We start from the raw sequence: 17,557 nt of genomic DNA, 5'->3' as shown, positions 1-17,557 counted from the left end.
GGCCGGCCGCGAGTCTTTCCCAGCGAGCGACGCCCCGAGCTGGACGCTCGGCGAAGAACCCGATGAGACCGCCTCTACGCGTATCGAGCCACTGGAGTCACAGGAGGAGAAGAAGAGATGAAGGTCATGGTCTTCGCGCTCGGTCTGCTCGTAGCTGCCGGCACGCCCGCCTTCGCTTCCGTTCAAAGCACGGCAGCACCGCCCCCGGGGCAGCAGCACCAGCACCAATCGCCACCTTCCGGCGCGGCGCAGCGTGATTCGATGCCAGGCATGAGCACCCAGGGTGTCGGCAAGTGCGACTGCTGCGGGATGATGCAGCAGATGATGCAGATGATGCATCAGATGCACGGCTCGATGCAGATGGGCGACAAGGCTCCAAAGCCCGACAAGCGCTGAACCACCGCTCCTCCCGCGCCGGGTGCCGCATGATCAACCCATACTTCATGTTTGCAACCGGCATCGAGGGAAGCTGCCCGACCATTGCTGGTGGGCGCACGCGGATCGACCAGTTCGAGCGCTGCGGCCACTACCGGCTCTGGTCGACCGACTTCGACCTCGTGCAGGAACTGGGCATCAGCTTCTTGCGCTACGGTCCACCGCTCCACCGCACCTTGCTGGGTGCCAGCCGCTATGACTGGTCCTTCGCGGACCTGACCTTCGGCGACCTGAAGCGGCGCGACATCGCCCCGATTGCCGATCTTTGCCACTTCGGAGTGCCGGACTGGATCGGCGACTTCCAGAACCCGGACTTTCCCGACCTGTTCGCAGCTTACGCCAGAGCTTTCGCGGAGCGCTTCCCGTGGGTGCAGCTCTACACCCCCGTCAACGAGATGTTCGTCTGCGCTCTTTTCAGCGCCCGCTTCGGCTGGTGGAACGAACAGCTCCGCACCGACCGCGCCTTCGTCACGGCGCTGAAGCATGTCGTCAAAGCCAATATCCTGGCCAGCAACGCGATCCTCGAGGTTCGGCCGGACGCCATCTTCATCCAGAGCGAGTCATCCGAGCACTTCCACCCCAGCGATGCCCATGCCATCGACGCTGCGGACGCGCTGAACGTGCGCCGCTTCCTCTCGCTGGACCTTAACTACGGCCAGCCAGTTGACGCGGGCACTTACGAGTACCTCCTCGACAACGGCATGACGCGCGAGGAGCATGCCTTCTTCCGAAGCAGGATGCTTCGTCACCATTGCGTACTTGGGGTCGACTATTACGCCACCAACGAGCACCGCGTGGACGCCTCGGGCGCGAGTTCGGAAGCGGGCGAGGTGATCGGCTACGACCAGATCGCCCAGCAATACTTTTCGCGGTTCGGCCTGCCCCTGATGCACACTGAAACCAATCGTCAGGAAGGTCCGGTGGGCGACGAGGCAGTGCAGTGGCTTTGGCGGCAATGGTCCTCTCTGCGGCAGGTGCGGGAAAACGGGATCCCGACCCTGGGCTTCACCTGGTACTCGCTGACCGACCAAGTCGACTGGGACACGGCGCTGCGGGAGGACAATGGGCGGGTCAATTCGGTTGGCCTGTTCGACCTCGACCGCAACATTCGCGCAGTCGGCACGGCTTACAAGGCTCTGATCGCCGAATGGCACTACGTGCTTCCAGCGCGGAGCGTTTGCCTCGCCGCGCCAATCATTATGCCGAGCGAATACGACGAACCCTTCGCCCGAAGGAGGCGCGAGTGGATGCGTCATTATCATGCGGAGAAAGGCGTCCTGCGACAGGCGTGACCAGTGTCCGAGCGCCCCTCCCCTAACCCGATCTGCCGACGTGGGAGCAGGGTTCGCTCGCCCTGCACAGATGTTTCTCGGGCGTGACAGGGTGCAGGGGCGTGCCGGTCCGCTCGAAGGTGGAGATGTTGGCCAAGGTGGTTTGCGCAATGGCAGCAAGCGCCTCGCGGGTGAAGAAGCCCTGGTGCGCCGTCACCAGCACGTTGGGGAAGGTCAGCAGCCGCGCGAACACGTCATCCTGAATGATCTGCCCCGACAGATCCTCGAAGAAAAGGTCGGCTTCTTCCTCATAGACGTCGATGCCCAGATACCCGATCGCGCCTGACTTCAGTCCCGCGATGAGAGCGCGCGTATCGACCACCGCGCCCCGGCTGGTGTTGATCAGCATGACCCCCCGCTTCATGCGCCCGATCGCTTCCGCGTCGATCAGGTGCCGCGTCTCTGGGGTAAGCGGGCAATGAAGGCTGACGATGTCCGACCGTTCGAACAGCTCAGGCAGAGCCACGTAGACCCCGCCCAGTTCACCAAAAGCGGGGCTCTGAGATGGGTCGCTCGCAATTACCCCGCAGCCGAACCCACGCATGATGCGCGCGAATACAAGCCCGATCCGCCCGGTTCCGACGATCCCCACCGTGCGTCCCGCAAGGTCGAAGCCTAGCAGCCCGTCCAGCAGAAAATTGCCCTCGCGCACACGGGCATAGGCGCGGTGGATTTTGCGGTTGAGCGTCAACACCAGAGCAGCGGCGTGCTCCGCAACGGCCGCAGGCGAATAGGCTGGAACATGGGCGACCTGCACTCCGACGGCTTCGGCAGCGGCCAAGTCGACATTGTTGAACCCGGCGCTGCGCAAGGCGACCAGGAGCGTCCCCCCGTCCGCAAGGCGGCCGATGACCTCCGCGGTCAGCTGATCGTTGACGAACGGACACACTGCCGAGAAGCCGCGCGCCAGCTCGGAAGTCGCGGCTCCAAGATGCGCCTCAAAGAAATGGAGTTCATGCTCTCCACCCGCCTGAGCAGCCTCTGCCTCCAGGAATGCACGGTCGTACGGCTTGGTGCTGAAGACGGCGACCTTCATGTGTCTGCCTCCTGTGGGGCAAGAATGCCTTTCGCGGGCACATCGGTCGAGTCCTTGACACGATGGCGCCGCGCCTGAAGTTTCCGGATGTTCAACGGAGCAGCCGATGGTTGAAAAGTGCCACGACCACCCTGCAACGGCCGAGCCCGTCACGCGAGGACCTGACGTAGCCTCCGGCACGACCTGGACCTGCCCCATGCATCCGCAAATTCGGCAGGATCATCCAGGCAACTGCCCCATCTGCGGCATGACCCTGGAGCCGCTCGAGCCGAATCTCGAGGATGGCTCCAACCCTGAACTGATCGACATGACTCGGCGCTTCTGGGTCAGCGCGGGGTTATCTGTTCCGCTGGTGCTGCTGACCCTCGGAGCGGAACTGGCGGGGATCGAGTTCCTGCCGATGCGGCAGTCCTTGTGGGTGCAGCTGCTCCTTGCGACCCCGGTGGTGCTGTGGGGCGGCTGGCCATTCTTCCAGCGCTTCTGGAGTTCGCTGAAGAGCGGGCACCTGAACATGTTCAGTCTGATCGGCCTCGGCGTCGGAGTGGCGTACGGCTACAGTGTCGTTGCGACAGTCCTTCCGGGTATCTTCCCACCAACACTCCGCACCATGGGTGGGCTGGTGCCCGTCTATTTTGAAGCGGCGGCGGTGATCGTGACGCTGGTGCTGCTTGGTCAGGTTCTGGAACTGCGTGCGCGTTCGGCAACTGGCCGCGCAATCCGTGCCCTGCTCGGCCTCGCGCCCAAGACCGCTCGCCGAGTGCGCGATGAGCGGGAAGAGGACGTTCCGCTGGAGCAGGTTGCGGTTGGCGACCTGCTGCGCATCCGCCCAGGCGAGAAAGTCCCCGTCGACGGAGTGGTCGTGGAAGGCCGCAGCTCCGTGGATGAATCGATGATCAGCGGCGAGCCGGTGCCGGTCGAGAAGGAAGCTGGAGCCAAGGTCACCGGAGCCACCGTCAATGGCACCGGCGCTCTGCTGATGCGGGCAGAGCGGGTGGGACGCGACACGATGCTTGCTCAGATCGTCCGCATGGTCGCCGAGGCCCAGCGGTCACGTGCTCCGATCCAGGCCCTGGCCGACAAGGTGTCCGGCTGGTTCGTGCCCGCCGTGGTGCTCGTGTCGGTGCTGACCTTCATTACCTGGTCACTGGTGGGTCCGGAGCCGCGGCTCAGCCACGCGCTGGTGAATGCGGTTGCGGTGCTGATCATCGCCTGCCCGTGCGCGCTTGGTCTCGCCACGCCCATGTCAATCATGGTCGGCACCGGCCGCGGCGCCAGCGCCGGCGTGTTGGTGAAGAATGCCGAAGCGTTGGAGCTCATGGAGAAGATCGACACGCTGGTGGTCGACAAAACAGGCACCCTGACGCTGGGCAAGCCGAAGCTCACTGGAGTAGAGGCGCAGCCGGGCTTCACCGAAGATGAAGTCCTACGCCTCGCCGCTGCCCTGGAAAGAGGCAGCGAGCATCCGCTTGCGGCTGCCATTGTCACAGGCGCCGGGGAACGCGGGTTCACCATACCTGACAGCACCGATTTCGCCTCGGTCACCGGCAAGGGCGTAACCGGCACCGTAAATGGCCGGGCCGCCTTGCTTGGCAACGCCGGGTTGCTTGCGGACAACGGCATCGACACGGCCCCGCTCGGCAGCCGAGCGGATGCACTTCGCACCGATGGCCAAGGCGTGATGTTCGTTGGCATCGACGGAGCGCTTGCTGGCCTTCTGGCAGTGGCTGACCCTCTCAAGGAGAGCGCAACCGGAGCGGTGCAGGAGCTTCGTCGCCAGGGCGTGCATCTGGTCATGATGACGGGTGACAATGCCCGAACGGCAGAGGCCATTGCTCGCGGCGTCGGCGGGATCGACCAGGTGCTGGCAGACGTGCTTCCCGATCAGAAGCAGGCAATGGTCGAGAAGCTGCGCCGTGATGGCCGCCGAGTGGCCATGGCAGGAGACGGGATCAACGACGCACCGGCGCTCGCCGCAGCGGACGTCGGCATTGCCATGGGCACCGGGACCGACGTCGCCATGGAAAGCGCGCATGTCACGCTGGTGAAGGGCGACCTTCGCGGCATTGTCCGCGCCCAACGTTTAAGCCGCGCCACCATGCGCAACATCCGGCAGAACCTGTTCTTTTCCTTCGTGTTCAACGCGGCCGGCGTGCCGATCGCGGCGGGTGTGCTCTATCCTGCCTTCGGCCTGCTGCTCAGCCCGATCATCGCCGGCGCCGCCATGGCGTTCAGCTCGGTGGCGGTGATCGGCAACTCGCTGCGGCTCAACCGGGTCAGGCTCGAGGTGACGCCATGACCGACTTCAACCAGACGGACGGACGCCGCCGCTCCGAGGTCGCCATGCTCTCAGCGGTGGGGCAGCGTTGGCCTGACCCCACGAACTCGCCCGCCTGCCGCAGGAGCCAGCCAGAAGCCCGTAAGTGAGCCCAGCCCGACCGCGCCCGCGGCAAGCGATAGGCTGGTTGGCTCGAAATGCAGTATCCCGGCTGGCCCCGGCACCAGACCGGCTACGGCAAGCACCAGCCCTGCACCTGCGCTGAGAGCCAGGAGAACCTTTCTCGGAAAGGAGGCGCCTCCCCTGCCTACGCTCGCGGCCCGCCATGCCAGCGCCAGATGGCTGGACACCAGCGCCGTGAACGTAGCGAAGCGCGCTTCCCCGACTGCACCTCCGCCGCCAACGAGCAGAAAGTAGAAGACGAACAGGACCGCCAGCACCGTCAGCCCCTGCACCGCCGCCTGTCCCAGCTGTGCCGACCCGAACAGCGGCTCGGCGATGCGCCGTGGAGGCTGGCGCATCAATTCCCTTTCGCTGGCCCGGCCCTCGAATACCAACGCGCACAACGGGTCGATGAGTAGCTCCAGAAGGACCAGGTGCGCCGGATAGAAGATCATCGGCAAGCCCAGCACCAGCGGCAGCAGCGCCAGCCCGGCAACCGGGACATGGACCGCCACAATGTAGATGAGCGCGGCGCGAAGGTTGGCGAAGATCCGGCGGCCGAGACCAATCCCGTCAACGATCGAAGCAGCCCGGTCGTCAAGCAGGATGAGGTCGGCCGCTTCCCGCGCCACGTCCGTTCCCCGCTGCCCCATGGCGAGGCCGACGTCCGCGGCCGCGAGCGCCGGCGCGTCGTTGACGCCGTCGCCGGTCATGGCGACGATCTGTCCGCTTGCCTGAAAGGCCCGGATGATCGCCAGCTTCTGCTCCGGAGCGATGCGCGCGAACACCCGCATCTCCGGTCTCACCGCAGTAGAGGACAATTCCGGGCCCGTCTGCACGCCGGCCGACACGTCGATTCCGGCCGCTCTCGCCGCGTGCAGCGCTGTCGCCGGATAGTCACCGGTGATTAACGCGATCGTCACGCCCCCGGCACGCGCCTCCTCGAAAGCGGCCGGGACATCACCGCGCAGCGGGTCCTCGAACGCGAGGAGCCCTTCGAAGCGGTACCGGAGACTGCCGGGATCGCTCTCCGGGTCGGCGCCAAAGCGAGCGCTTGCTACTCCCAGGATGCGCAGCCCATTCGAAGCCAGGCGCTGCACGGTGGCCTCGGCTTGCCTCCGCTCACCTTCGGCCATGTCGCAAAGCGCAAGGATCGTCTCCGGTGCGCCCTTGGCCGCATAGAGGATGCTGGCATCGTCCTGCCCCCAAACTTGGACGAAAGCGAGAAAGTCGGGCCGCAAGGGAAAGGAACGTAGCGGCGCCCGCTCGCCCAAGCCGCTCATGGCGGCATGGATTGCAGCGTCGATGGGATCGTTCGGGTGCGTCGCTGACGCTAGCCGCGCCATACGCAGCAGAGGCTCGCGGCAGTCCACCGGCGCTCCGTCGAGGCGGTGGCCGGCGCCCTCCCGCCAGATGCTGTGCAGCCGCATGCGGTTCTCTGTGATGGTGCCGGTCTTGTCGACGCACAGCAGGGTCGTCGCGCCGAGCGTCTCTATGACCGCCGAACGCCGCACCAGCACGTTCCGCTTGGCCAGCCGCCAGGCGCCAAGCGCCAGGAAGACGAGGAACACCATCGGGAATTCCACGGGCACCAGCGCGATGGCCAGCGTCAGCCCGGCCAGCATCCCGCCGAACCAGTCGCCGCGAAGCAGCCCATAGGAGAGCGCCGCCGCCACGCAGAAGATCACGGCGAGGGCACCGATCCGCTGCACCAGCCGAGCGATGTCCCGCTGCAGCCGGGTCGGCTCCTCCTGCAGCACCGACAGTTCGCACCCGATCCGACCGACCCGCGTCGCCTGTCCGGTCGCGGTGACCTGCTCAACTCCCTGGCCGCGGATCACCATAGTGGAGGCGTAAAGCGCAGAGCCAAGCGCTTCGCCAAGAGCCCCACCACTAGCTTCCGCTCCGGGGTCCGCCGGAACCTTGGTGTTAGCCGCCGCTTCCCCGGTCAGGATCGACTCGTCGACTTCCAGGGCATCACCGGAGACGAGCATCCCGTCCGCCGGGATCCGTCCACCTTCGGATACCAGGACCAAGTCACCGGACACCAGTTCCGCCGCCGGGATCGTCCGTTTTCGACCGTCGCGGATAACCTCCGCCCTTGGCTCGGCCAGCCTGCGCAGCGCTGCGAGCGCCCGCTCGCTGCGCACCTGCTGGGCGATGGAGATGAGCACGGACAAGCACGCGCCCGCCGTCATGAACAGGCCCTCCGCAAGGTCCCCGAAGAGAAGGTAGAGGCCCGCAGCAGCAGCGAGCAGCAGCAGCATCGGTTCGCGCACCGTCTCGACCACGATTGTCCAGGGCGAGCGCCGCCGGGCGACTGCCAGGATGTTCGGGCCGAACTGCGAGAGCCGCGCCTCCGCTTCGGCCGAGTTCAAGCCCGCAACGGAGGCGGTCAAATCCATGCGCCCACCTTAGAGCGCAAAGGTCCTTGGGCGACTAGGCCAATTTCCGGAGAGACATGACTTGGCGCCTGCTGCAGGATGGACCCTGCTGGAGGACAGACGATGTTCAAGCGCATCCTCGTCGCAGTCGATCCCGACGAACCCCGCACCCTTCAGGCCTTCCCGGCCGCCTCACTCCTCGCAGATGCCTGCGGAGCGGAGCTGATCGTCGGCTCGGTGGTGCCTGACACGACAGCGATGATGCGCTCGGAGTGGTCGGGGATCGGTTATCGGAACCTCGGGGACGTGCTGCGGTCAAAGCTCATCTCCATCACCGAAGAGCTGTTCGACCGCGCGGTGCGGGTCGAGATCGCGGGCGGCTCCGTGGCGAGCGGCGTGCTGGCCATCGCCGAGGATGTCGATGCCGACCTCATCGTGCTCGCGTCGCACCGACCCGGGCCGAAGGACCACCTGCTGACAGCCCATGGCGCCCGGATCGCGCGGCGCGCGTCCTGTTCGGTGCTGGTCGTGCGCTCGCAGGAGGATTCATCCGACTGAGCGCTTTCACCGTCGTCACGAAGCTGTCCGGGTTAAGCGAGATGGAGTCGATGCCCCGCGCGATCAGGAAGCGGGCGAACTCAGGCGAGTTGCTGGGAGCCTGGCCGCAGATGCCAACCTTGATCCCGCCGCGGTGCGCACCGGCGATGGTGTCCGTCACCATCCGCATCACGGCTTCGTCGCGCTCGTCGAATAGTTCTGCCAGCAAGGCGGAGTCGCGGTCAACGCCGAGGACCAGCTGGGTGAGGTCATTGGAGCCGATCGAGAAGCCGTCGAACCGTCTTGCGAATTCGTCGGCCAAGATCACGTTCGATGGGATCTCGCACATCACATAGACCTGCAGGCCATTCTCACCGCGCTGCAGGCCGTGCTTGGCCATTTCCGCGAGTACGCGGTCGGCTTCGGCCGGTGAGCGGCAGAAGGGGACCATGACGATCACGTTGGTGAAGCCAAGCTCCTCACGCACTTGCCTGAGCGCACGACACTCCAGCGCAAAGCCGTCGCGGTAGCGGTCGCTGTAGTACCGGGACGCGCCGCGGAACCCGAGCATCGGGTTCTCCTCCGCCTCCTCGAACGCCGCTCCGCCAAGCAGTCCGGCATATTCGTTGGTCTTGAAGTCGCTGAGGCGCACGATCGCCGGGTGCGGGTGGTAGGGCGCCGCGAGAGTGGCAATGCCGCGAGCCAACCTGTCCACAAAATAGTCGGCGGGGGACGCATGGCCGGCACTCAGCTGCTCGACTCTTCTCCGCTCCGTCGCCGTCAGCCGCTCGGGGTGCGCCGCCGCCATCGGGTGCAGGCGGATCAGCGCGCTGATGATGAACTCCATTCGCGCCAGACCAACACCTTTTGCCGGCAACCGCCACCAACGGAATGCACCGCCGGGATCGGCGATGTTGACCATCACGTCGACGGGCGGCTCGGGCAGGCTCCCGACGTTCAGCGTTTCACGCGTGAAAGGCAGTGCCCCCGCATAGACCAGCCCGCGCTCGCCGCTCGCGCAGGACAGCGTCACTTCCTGGCCGTTCCGCAGAAGGCGTGTCGCGTTGCCGGTGCCGATCACGGCCGGAATGCCGAGTTCGCGACTGACGATCGCAGCATGGCTGGTGGTGCCGCCATGGTCGGTGACGATGCCGCCTGCGTGCCGCAACGCCGGTACCCAGTCAGGATCCGTCGCCTCCGCCACCAGGACCGACCCCGCCGCGAGCTGCTCCGCGTCCGCCGGGGTCCGCACTATCGCCGCTGGGCCGCTGACGATTCCCTGCCCCACTGCCGCTCCGCTTACGAGCACCGGCCCTTTTCCTTTCAGGCGGTAGATGTCGAAGCTGCCACCCTCCGCCGTGGAATGCACCGTTTCTGGCCGAGCCTGGAGGATGAACAACTCGCCGGTGAGGCCATCCTTGGCCCACTCGATGTCCATCGGCCGGCCATAATGCCGCTCGATCGTTGCGGCCCAGCGGGCGAGCTGCAGTGCCTCTTCGTCAGTCAGGACAAAGCTCCGCCGCTCGCGCCCGCTTGTCGCCACGATCCGCGTGCGCTCGCCGGAGCGGCCGAGCACCATCTTACGCTCCTTGGCGCCGAGACTCCTGCCAATGATCGGAACCGCGCCGTCCGCCTCGAGCAACGGCTTGAACAGGGTCAGGCGGTCTGGATCGACCGCGCCCTTGACCACCATCTCGCCAAGGCCCCAGGCAGCGCTGATCACCACCACGCGAGGGAAGCCGCTGTCCGGATCGAGCGTGAAGATGACCCCTGAACCCGCCTTGTCGGACCGGACCATCCGCTGAATGCCGATGGACAGGGCGACGTCGAGATGGTCGAAGCCCTTGAGCTCGCGATAGGTGATCGCGCGGTCGGTAAAGAGGGAGGCATAACAGCGGCGGCACGCGTCGAGCAGCGCATCGAGCCCTCGCACATTGAGGAAACTTTCCTGCTGGCCGGCGAAGCTTGCCTCCGCGAGATCCTCCGCCGTAGCGCTGCTGCGGACCGCCACGGCGAGATTGCGCTGCCCGGCCGCCTTGCAGAGTCTCTCATACGCCGTGCGGATGCCGTGCTCGAGTTCCGGCGGGAAAGCCGCGTTTAGGACCAAGGACCGGACGCGCCCGCCCGTTTCGCGAAGGTTGGCCTTCCCAATTCGATACTGCTCCAGCGCATCCCGGATCGGCTGCTCCAGCCCGTTCTCACGCAGCAGTCTGCGATAAGCCTCGGCGGTCGTCGCGAATCCCGACGGTACGTGGATACCCCCGCGCCCAAGCTCACTCAGCATCTCGCCGAGCGAAGCGTTCTTCCCGCCGACGGACGCAACGTCCCCTTTCCCGACGCTTTCCAGCGGCAGCACCAGGCCTTGCATCGGCATTACTCCCTCAAGCCGCGGTCCAGCCGCCGTCGACGGCCAGGGCCTGCCCAGTCGTGAAGCTCGCGCCATCGCTGCATAGCCAGAGCACGGCACTGGCGATCTCCTCCGGTCGGCCGATGCGGCCGATTGGTTCAGTCTTCTCCATCGCTTCGCGGCCGGCCGCCGTCCCGGCCATGTAGCGTTCGAGCATCGGGGTCTGGATCGCGCCGGGGCACACGGCATTCACGCGGATGCCTGCTTTGGCGTAGTCCAGCGCAGCCGTCCGAGTTAGCCCAACAACTCCATGTTTTGAGGCGACATAGGCCGGCATGCTCGGCAGTCCGATCAGCCCCGCGACGGAGGAGCAATTGACGATGGCTCCACGGCCGGCAGCCAGCATCATCCGCACCTCTTCGCGCATGCACAGCCACACACCGCGCAGGTTCACTGCGACGACCTGATCAAAGTTGCCGGCGGTGCATTCGTGCGTGAGCGCCTGATGCCCCTCGATCCCCGCATTGTTGAAGGCTGCATCCAGTCGGCCATAGCGGCCCCCGATCTCGGCGAAGAGATCATGCACGCTGTCCTCATCGGCCACATCGCAGCGCACAAAGATGCACTCGGCGCCGTCCTGCTGTACACATTCTGCCGCGGCGGCCTGCCCACCCTCCTCGCCAAGGTCGGCGACCACCACCGAATAGCCTGCCCGAGCAAAGGCCAAAGCGGTGGCCCGGCCAATTCCGGAACTCGCCCCCGTCACCAGCGCCACCCTGATTGCCGGCATGACCGACCTCCTGCTGTGCTCCGGAAATCATGCGGGAAGCCGATCGGCCACGCACTCCGGAAGAATACGGAAGCCTAGGGGCGCAGAACGAGCGCCCCCTCGACCTCCCCTGCGCGAAGCCTGGCAAGAGCCTCGTTCGCTTGCGCCAGCGGGAGCGTGTGCACATGGGTATGCACTGGCACCTCCGACGCGACCTTCATGAAGGCGCGCCCATCATCCCGGGTCAGATTGGCAACCGAGCAGATGCTGCGCTCGCCCCAAAGGAGTGAGTAAGGGAAAGCGGGAATGTCGCTCATGTGGATGCCGGCGCACACCACTCGGCCGCCCTTGCGCACCTGCCTAAGTGCTTGAGGCACGAGCGGTCCGACGGCCGCGAAGATGATCGCCGCGTCGAGCGGCTCAGGCGCTGGCTCGTCGGAGCCGCCGGCCCACACGCAGCCGAGCCTTCTCGCGAACCCTTGCCCGGCCGCATCGCCCGGCCGAGTGAAGGCAAAGACGCTCCGCCCCTGATAAACTGCGACCTGGGCGATGATGTGCGCGGCCGCGCCAAAACCATAGAGACCAAGGCACTCCCCGGCCCCTGCCATTCGGTAGGCACGGTAACCGATCAATCCGGCGCACAGCAGCGGCGCCGCTTCGGCATCGCCGAACACGTCCGGGATCGGCAGGCAGTAATCCGCCTCGGCCAGGCAGTGCGTCGCATAACCGCCGTCTCGGGTGAAGCCAGCGAATAAGGCCTTGTCGCACAGGTTCTCGCGCCCTTCCCGGCAGTAGGGGCACGTTCCGCAGGTCCATGCCAGCCAGGGGACCCCGACACGGTCCCCCACTTCCCACCCGGACGCGTCCTCACCAAGAGCGATCACCTGGCCGACGATCTCGTGTCCCGGCACGATGGGCAGCCTGCCGCGAATCTCTCCGTCCGCCACATGAAGGTCGGTCCGGCAAACCCCGCAGGCTGAGACCTCGATTAACAATTGCCTGCCCAGGGGCGCTGTCAGTGGCCGCTCGAACGGCCTCAGCGCTTCGCGTGGAATCTCAAGTCGCATCCCATGCAAGGTCGGCATTGAAAGCCTCCTTTCCCACGCCCGCAGCAGGCCGAAGGGGCGGATCAGCAGCGCGATCGACCAGGCGATCAAGATGATACGCAGGTCACCGGCCCGGGCCATTCAAATTTTAGCTTGGCCTTCGTGCGTCGGTAGTCCTCAAGCAGTCGCCGCATCCGGGACAAGGCCTCGCGGCGAGGCGCTAAAGCGCCGGGGCGGTACTCAGCGAGGTGGAAAGCGAACGCTTGCGTCCCCATGTGATCGGGGGCGTGGGAACGGTACGGAGGCGCTTCAATGAAAATTCTGATGGTTCTCACAAGCCATGACCGGCTTGGCGATACAGGCAAGCAGACCGGGTTCTGGCTTGAGGAGTTCGCCGCCCCCTATTACGTGTTGAAGGACGCCGGACACGAGATCACGCTCGCGAGTCCGAAGGGCGGCGAGCCGCCTCTCGACCCCAAAAGCGATGAACCAGCTTCGCAGACCGAGGCCACGCGCCGCTTCAAGGGCGATCAGGAGGCGAAGGCCCAACTGGCGTCGACCGAACGCCTAGATTCCATTCGATCGTCAGATTTCGATGCCGTTTTCTATCCAGGTGGTCATGGACCGCTGTGGGACTTGGCCGAGGACGCGCGATCGAAGGCACTGATCGAGCAGACGCTCGCACATGGCAAACCCGTCGCCCTTGTGTGCCACGCTCCGGCCGTGCTGAAGAGCGTCACTGGCGACGATGGCAGGCCGCTCGTCGCGGGCAAGCGCGTTACCGGTTTCACGAACGAGGAGGAGGAAGCGGTCGGGCTGACGGAAGTCGTGCCGTTTCTGCTCGAAGACGTTCTGAAGCAGCTTGGCGCGAGTTTCAGCAAAACCGAGGCCTTCAAGCCGCACGTGATCCGTGAGGGTCTGCTCATCACCGGCCAGAATCCGGCCTCAAGCGAACCGACGGCCGAAGCCTTGCTGGAAGCTCTCACCTCGGAGATGGCGAGCGCGAACGCCTAGTCCATGTTAGCCATCCCGAAAATTGGTGAAGAGATGGACGGCATGCCAGTGGAAAGGAGGCGTGAATCTCAGCGGATCGATATGTCCCACCCGGCGAAGCTTCTCACGTACCACAGACGGCCAGTCGACGTAGACTTCCTGAACCTCTCGCGTGATGGGTTCAAGATCAGCCATCATCAGGATCCCAGTCTGAGATCTTCTCAGCTTCGCAGAGCAGCAGCAAGAAGGATATCGAGACCAGGGGGTTTAGTTCGGGATCGGTTCGGAAGCGAGATGTTTGAAATCGAACGTCCTCCACGAGGTTTCCTTCTCATCACCTTCAAAGGGGATGAGTGTTGCGTACCTTCTTCATGCTCTGCTCGCTTGTCGTCATGACAGGATATGGGCTGTCATCGACTTCAACCTTGGATCGGGACGCGCGCGAGGGGAGCCACGTTCAGCTGCCCGACGATGGCTTTGGCTATTGATCAAGAAGACGACTGGAGCTGCGCTCGCGTAGCCGTCCCGTTCCGATGAGCGCTGTTCTGGCTAACCGAGAAATTTCTCCCAATACTTCCTCGCTGCGGTTGCGGCAGCGCCGAACCGCTCTTTCTTCCTCGGGCAAGACTTGCACATATCGGGGGCGCTTGATCGTCTTGTACCGGTCGCTGCTTCCTGCCGCTTGCGTTGCACCGTCACCTTTTCAGCCGAAGCAGATACCTCTACCTTGACGCACATGAGCCAGGCACAGTCCGTCCGATGAGCGTCGCCTTCCGCCGCGAGAGCGACGAGGAGCATCTCGAGCCCAAGTTCGAGCTGCCGATTCCGCCCGGCCCGAATCTCGTCACACCACGGGGGCTGTCGCTGATCGAGGCACGCGTTTCGGAGCTCGAGGCCCGCCTGACAGATCCGCTTTCGGAAGAGGAGCGTAGTGCCGTGAAACGGGAGGCGCGTTACTGGCGCGCCCGCCAAGCCAGCGCCCAACTCATCGCCGCGCCGACCGGCGAGCAAGTGGCGATTGGCTGCCGCGTGACCTACCAGCGCGAAGGTCAGTCCCGGACGATCGAGATCGTCGGACACGACGAGAGCGAGCCGGCCACGGACCGCGTCGGCTTCACTGCCCCACTGGTGCGGGCGATGCTTGGCGCCCAGGTTGGTGACGAAATCGATCTCCCCGGCGGACACATTCTCACCATCATCGCCGTCGAGCCCTCAGTCTATGCACGCTGAACGTCTAGGCTCCACGATGCATGGACGTTCGAGGCGGCGCTCCTTGGTCGGCTTCAACCAGAGTGCCAATTACAGCTGTCCGATCGCCCGCTAGACCTCACGAATGAACTTCGACGATCTCCTGCAGCGCTACTTCGGGGCTTCCGACCTGTCGGAGGTCTCGCCCGCGGTCATGGAGAGCGGCACGGATCGGCTTCGGGTGGATCTCGGCCTGGAGACGGATCGTCAACGGCGCTTTGCGCTCTGGTCGGTCCTGTACATGCTGGGCCAAGCGCCCGACCTGGACGTCACCTTCGAGGACGAAGTTGATCGTAATGCTGCACGAAACCTTATGGACTTGCTTGGGGGCGCCAGGGAGGAGTGATCATCCGGCAGGGCCTAAGCGACCCCTTGTTGCTTAAAGACCTAAGGCACCAACGATCGCAGCTGTCCACATCGGACAGGATCTTCTAAGTCGCTGTTTTCCGGGGAGGGAATGGTGAGCGTGGCAAGGATTGAACTTGCGACCCCTGCGATGTCAACGCAAGTCACGAATGCAAAAAGGGCGCGAATTAGCGGTTTTATTAAATACTAGCGTCGAAACAGAAGTAGAACAAGGCAGAAACCTGCACCAGATTCACCCAAGTTTCACCCAAGCCATGTCGCCGGCTGCGCTGGCAGATTAGGACTAAGCAGTCTCGCCGCCATGCTGCATCTCGGGCAGCTCACCTGCGATTGCCTCTTGATCAAGGTGATCTCGGAGCAATACGATTCCACGTCGTCCTTCCGCCAATATCAGTGAAAGCGTGCTATCACCGTTGAAGGGTGCCAGCAGCCTTGTCACCCTCAGCCACTCACCGGCTGCCCCGCCTTCGCCAATCACCTTCAGGATCGCTTTGTGCGTCATCAGTAGCGAAATCGATAGAACCACCAGGCGCAGCGGAACCCTAAAGGGTTGGGCGCGCCAACGCTCGACCTTTTCCATATCGGCACCAAGCAGTCTTTGGCGCTCGTCAGCCGTCAAGCTCCACGATCCAGCTATCCGGTCGAACAGGCTCAAAGCATGCTCTTGGAGAGGTATCGCGAGGTTCTCAGAGCTTCATCCATGCCATCGTTAGACTCTACGGTAGCCTCCAGCGGCGATCGGCCAAATAGCAGCGAGGGTGCCCGCAAGAAGCGCTCAGTTTCCGCTGCATCCCCGCCGAAGGCTAGTAGAGTCAGTTGCAGTAGCTCTCGAAGGCGCTCACGACTGAGTACCGCCTCTCGAGCTGCCTTGCGGAAGACGCGAGTGATGTAAGCGGCTGCGATCAGCCCGTCCTGTTGCCGGACTACGTCCCAGAGTGTGGGCGGGCTCTCCTGCCTTGCCAACCAAGCATCTAAGCGACGGAATAGCTCATCCTCAGGTATATGACGGATTGCCATCTTAGCGCTTCTCCGTGGGTCGTTCGAACCATTCTGGTGAGCGGGCCTGGGCCTCATCATCAAACAGCTTGCTCGAAAGTCGCGGTACCCATTCGCGCAGTGGCTCATCGCCGGCATCAAAGCTTCGATCAAAGATGATGTAGGAGTCGAAGCCTCCGCTGCCGCGTAATTCGTAACGATTGTCCCCTTTCCAGCCGAGCACGGAGATCTGAAGTTGTGAGACTGCGTCTAGCGGGCTGCCATGCAAAAGGTGCAACCATTGCGTGAGCGCCGCAGGCAAGTCGGGCAGCTTGATCTCAGTTGGAAAGTAGAAAAGCATACCGGTCCTCCAATCTCGGTTGGGGCGGACCGGCGCAGAGCCGGGTGTTGGCAACCTAGGCTGTCGCTCCAGGCGCCGCCGCCTTTAGGCGAGCCTTGGACATGCGCGACGGCCACCCGGCCGCAAAGCTCGCGACCGGTCGACAGCATCCTGGGGTTACCACGCCCCGCCAACGGCTTTTCTCCGTCGGCACTAAAGGGCTTACAGAAGACCGGCCAGCCTGCAAGCGCTTTCCTCGGGCATCCTTGAGGTTGACGGCTCTCGCAATCCTGACACCTTCAGGAGACGACAACGCGCCTGCGCTTTGCTCTCCAAGGAACAATGGACATGAACGAGCAGCTACTTAACCGCCTGAACAATGGTCGATTGGAATCTCGCCAGATTGACGAGCTCATCGGGTTGGCTCGCGGCGTAATCGCAGATGGCGTGGTGAGCGAGGCAGAGGTCACGTTTCTAGAAAAGTGGTTGGTCGGCAACTTGTCGATCAGCACGCACCCGATGATCCGGTTGCTCTACAATCGGATTGAAGGAATTCTCCAAGATGGGATTGCTGACGAAGATGAGCGCATTGACCTTCTAACACGCTCGAAAGCTTCACGGCATCAGACATCGAGTTAGGAGAAGCGATGAGGTCCTCCTCTCTGCCGTTATGCAGCCCTGCCCCAGTACTCTCATTTTTGGGCCGCTCATTCTGCTTCACTGGCACCTTCAGTTTCGGACAACGGAAGGACTGCGCTAGGGCAGTCGAGGATCGAGGCGGCACCAGCGTTACGCTCACCAAGCGTACAGATGTGCTCGTCATCGGCTCGTACGCTACAGAGTCTTGGAAGCACTCTTCCTTCGGCAATAAGATCATCAGGGCTGCTGAGATGCGGGGTCAAGTCGTACCCATCTCAATCGTTTCTGAGGTGCACTGGCGATCTCACCTCTGACGTCTGAGTGCCCTTAATGGCCAAGCTCACGGCTGTGTGGCCAGCGTGTTTTCGTTCGCTTGCAAGACAGGTTTCTAAACCTACCTCCACGTGATGGCGAGCAAACCGCAGGATCGAGTTCGAGAGTGGGCTAGGTTAGTCTACAAATCAGATGAGGCTGTCTCGCAGTATCTTACGCGATCAAGTGCCGTCTTTGGGGGTAAGGCTCCAATAGAGGTCGCGAAAACGCACAAAGGCGCTAATTGGGTGATCGAAGAGCTTACCGATCGTGCATTTGGAGTGCCTGTCTTGCCGCGAAACCGGAACGGCAAGGCAGCGGCTCCCCCAAAGCGTTGGTAGCAGGCCTCGCCACGGCACTAC

The 17,557-nt window shown here is 63.9% G+C and carries 14 protein-coding genes and 2 pseudogenes; 9 read left to right on the top strand and 7 right to left on the bottom strand.

Translation table 11 applies throughout. The features are described 5' to 3' along the window. Positions 1–117 precede the first annotated feature (117 nt). Both ACFQPG_RS07450 and ACFQPG_RS07445 read left to right on the top strand, forming a co-directional pair. Positions 118–396 (top strand): hypothetical protein, encoded by a 279-nt coding sequence (locus tag ACFQPG_RS07450; protein WP_380811514.1) that lies wholly within the window; start codon positions 118–120, stop codon positions 394–396. Positions 397–425: 29 nt separating this feature from the next. Then, positions 426–1,727, top strand: coding sequence for a family 1 glycosylhydrolase (locus ACFQPG_RS07445; protein WP_380811512.1), 1,302 nt, complete (start codon positions 426–428; stop codon positions 1,725–1,727). A gap of 22 nt (positions 1,728–1,749) precedes the next feature. On the opposite strand, the gene ACFQPG_RS07440 is transcribed toward ACFQPG_RS07445, so the two are convergent. Continuing rightward, on the bottom strand, positions 1,750–2,802 hold the full coding sequence (locus ACFQPG_RS07440) for a 2-hydroxyacid dehydrogenase (RefSeq protein ID WP_380811510.1): 1,053 nt from the start codon (positions 2,800–2,802) through the stop codon (positions 1,750–1,752). A gap of 166 nt (positions 2,803–2,968) precedes the next feature. Here ACFQPG_RS07440 and ACFQPG_RS07435 point away from each other — a divergent pair. After that, a pseudogene (locus tag ACFQPG_RS07435) lies at positions 2,969–5,098 on the top strand (copper-transporting P-type ATPase); the annotation flags it as partial. Between the two features lie 50 nt (positions 5,099–5,148). On the opposite strand, the gene ACFQPG_RS07430 reads toward ACFQPG_RS07435, so the two are convergent. Then, entirely contained in the window at positions 5,149–7,644 is a 2,496-nt protein-coding gene (locus tag ACFQPG_RS07430) for a cation-translocating P-type ATPase (protein ID WP_380811508.1), read from the bottom strand. A 78-nt stretch (positions 7,645–7,722) separates the two neighbouring features. Here ACFQPG_RS07430 and ACFQPG_RS07425 point away from each other — a divergent pair. Next, a pseudogene (locus tag ACFQPG_RS07425) lies at positions 7,723–8,097 on the top strand (universal stress protein); the annotation flags it as partial. Here ACFQPG_RS07425 and ppsA read toward each other — a convergent pair. The 3 genes from ppsA to ACFQPG_RS07410 form a co-directional block, all read right to left on the bottom strand. Further along, the gene (gene ppsA, locus ACFQPG_RS07420) at positions 8,054–10,534 is read right to left on the bottom strand and encodes a phosphoenolpyruvate synthase (RefSeq protein WP_380811506.1); all 2,481 of its coding nucleotides are present in this window, start codon (positions 10,532–10,534) and stop codon (positions 8,054–8,056) included. The pseudogene ACFQPG_RS07425 and the gene ppsA overlap by 44 nt on opposite strands. Positions 10,535–10,541: 7 nt before the next feature. Further along, positions 10,542–11,297 carry an SDR family oxidoreductase gene (locus ACFQPG_RS07415; protein ID WP_380811504.1) on the bottom strand — a complete coding sequence of 252 codons (756 nt, stop codon included), beginning with the start codon at positions 11,295–11,297 and terminating at the stop codon, positions 10,542–10,544. 74 nt (positions 11,298–11,371) lie between these two features. Beyond that, positions 11,372–12,463, bottom strand: coding sequence for a zinc-dependent alcohol dehydrogenase family protein (locus tag ACFQPG_RS07410; protein WP_380811502.1), 1,092 nt, complete (start codon positions 12,461–12,463; stop codon positions 11,372–11,374). Positions 12,464–12,634: 171 nt separating this feature from the next. Here ACFQPG_RS07410 and ACFQPG_RS07405 point away from each other — a divergent pair, with 171 nt between their 5' ends. The 3 genes from ACFQPG_RS07405 to ACFQPG_RS07395 all read left to right on the top strand — a co-directional run bounded on the left by ACFQPG_RS07405 (position 12,635) and on the right by ACFQPG_RS07395 (position 14,909). Beyond that, on the top strand, positions 12,635–13,336 hold the full coding sequence (locus ACFQPG_RS07405) for a type 1 glutamine amidotransferase domain-containing protein (RefSeq protein WP_380811500.1): 702 nt from the start codon (positions 12,635–12,637) through the stop codon (positions 13,334–13,336). Between the two features lie 738 nt (positions 13,337–14,074). Further along, positions 14,075–14,545 carry a GreA/GreB family elongation factor gene (locus ACFQPG_RS07400; RefSeq protein WP_380811498.1) on the top strand — a complete coding sequence of 157 codons (471 nt, stop codon included), beginning with the start codon at positions 14,075–14,077 and terminating at the stop codon, positions 14,543–14,545. Between the two features lie 103 nt (positions 14,546–14,648). Then, positions 14,649–14,909: a hypothetical protein gene (locus ACFQPG_RS07395; RefSeq protein ID WP_380811496.1), complete on the top strand. Its 261-nt coding sequence runs from the start codon at positions 14,649–14,651 to the stop codon at positions 14,907–14,909. Between the two features lie 303 nt (positions 14,910–15,212). On the opposite strand, the gene ACFQPG_RS07390 is transcribed toward ACFQPG_RS07395, so the two are convergent. After that, positions 15,213–15,548, bottom strand: coding sequence for a hypothetical protein (locus ACFQPG_RS07390; RefSeq protein ID WP_380811494.1), 336 nt, complete (start codon positions 15,546–15,548; stop codon positions 15,213–15,215). Positions 15,549–15,947: 399 nt separating this feature from the next. Then, the gene (locus tag ACFQPG_RS07385) at positions 15,948–16,265 is read right to left on the bottom strand and encodes a hypothetical protein (RefSeq protein WP_380811492.1); all 318 of its coding nucleotides are present in this window, start codon (positions 16,263–16,265) and stop codon (positions 15,948–15,950) included. 327 nt (positions 16,266–16,592) lie between these two features. Between ACFQPG_RS07385 and ACFQPG_RS07380 the strand changes: the two genes are divergently transcribed. Continuing rightward, entirely contained in the window at positions 16,593–16,883 is a 291-nt protein-coding gene (locus tag ACFQPG_RS07380; protein ID WP_380811490.1) for a hypothetical protein, read from the top strand. A gap of 407 nt (positions 16,884–17,290) precedes the next feature. Continuing rightward, complete coding sequence (locus tag ACFQPG_RS07375; RefSeq protein WP_380811488.1) at positions 17,291–17,536, top strand: antitoxin Xre/MbcA/ParS toxin-binding domain-containing protein; 246 nt, start codon at positions 17,291–17,293, stop codon at positions 17,534–17,536. The last annotated feature ends 21 nt before the right edge of the window (positions 17,537–17,557 follow it).

It is taken from the genome of Sphingomonas sp. GCM10030256 (assembly GCF_042666415.1).
GTDB lineage: Bacteria > Pseudomonadota > Alphaproteobacteria > Sphingomonadales > Sphingomonadaceae > Sphingomicrobium.
This window is presented reverse-complemented; position numbering and strand designations above follow the sequence as displayed.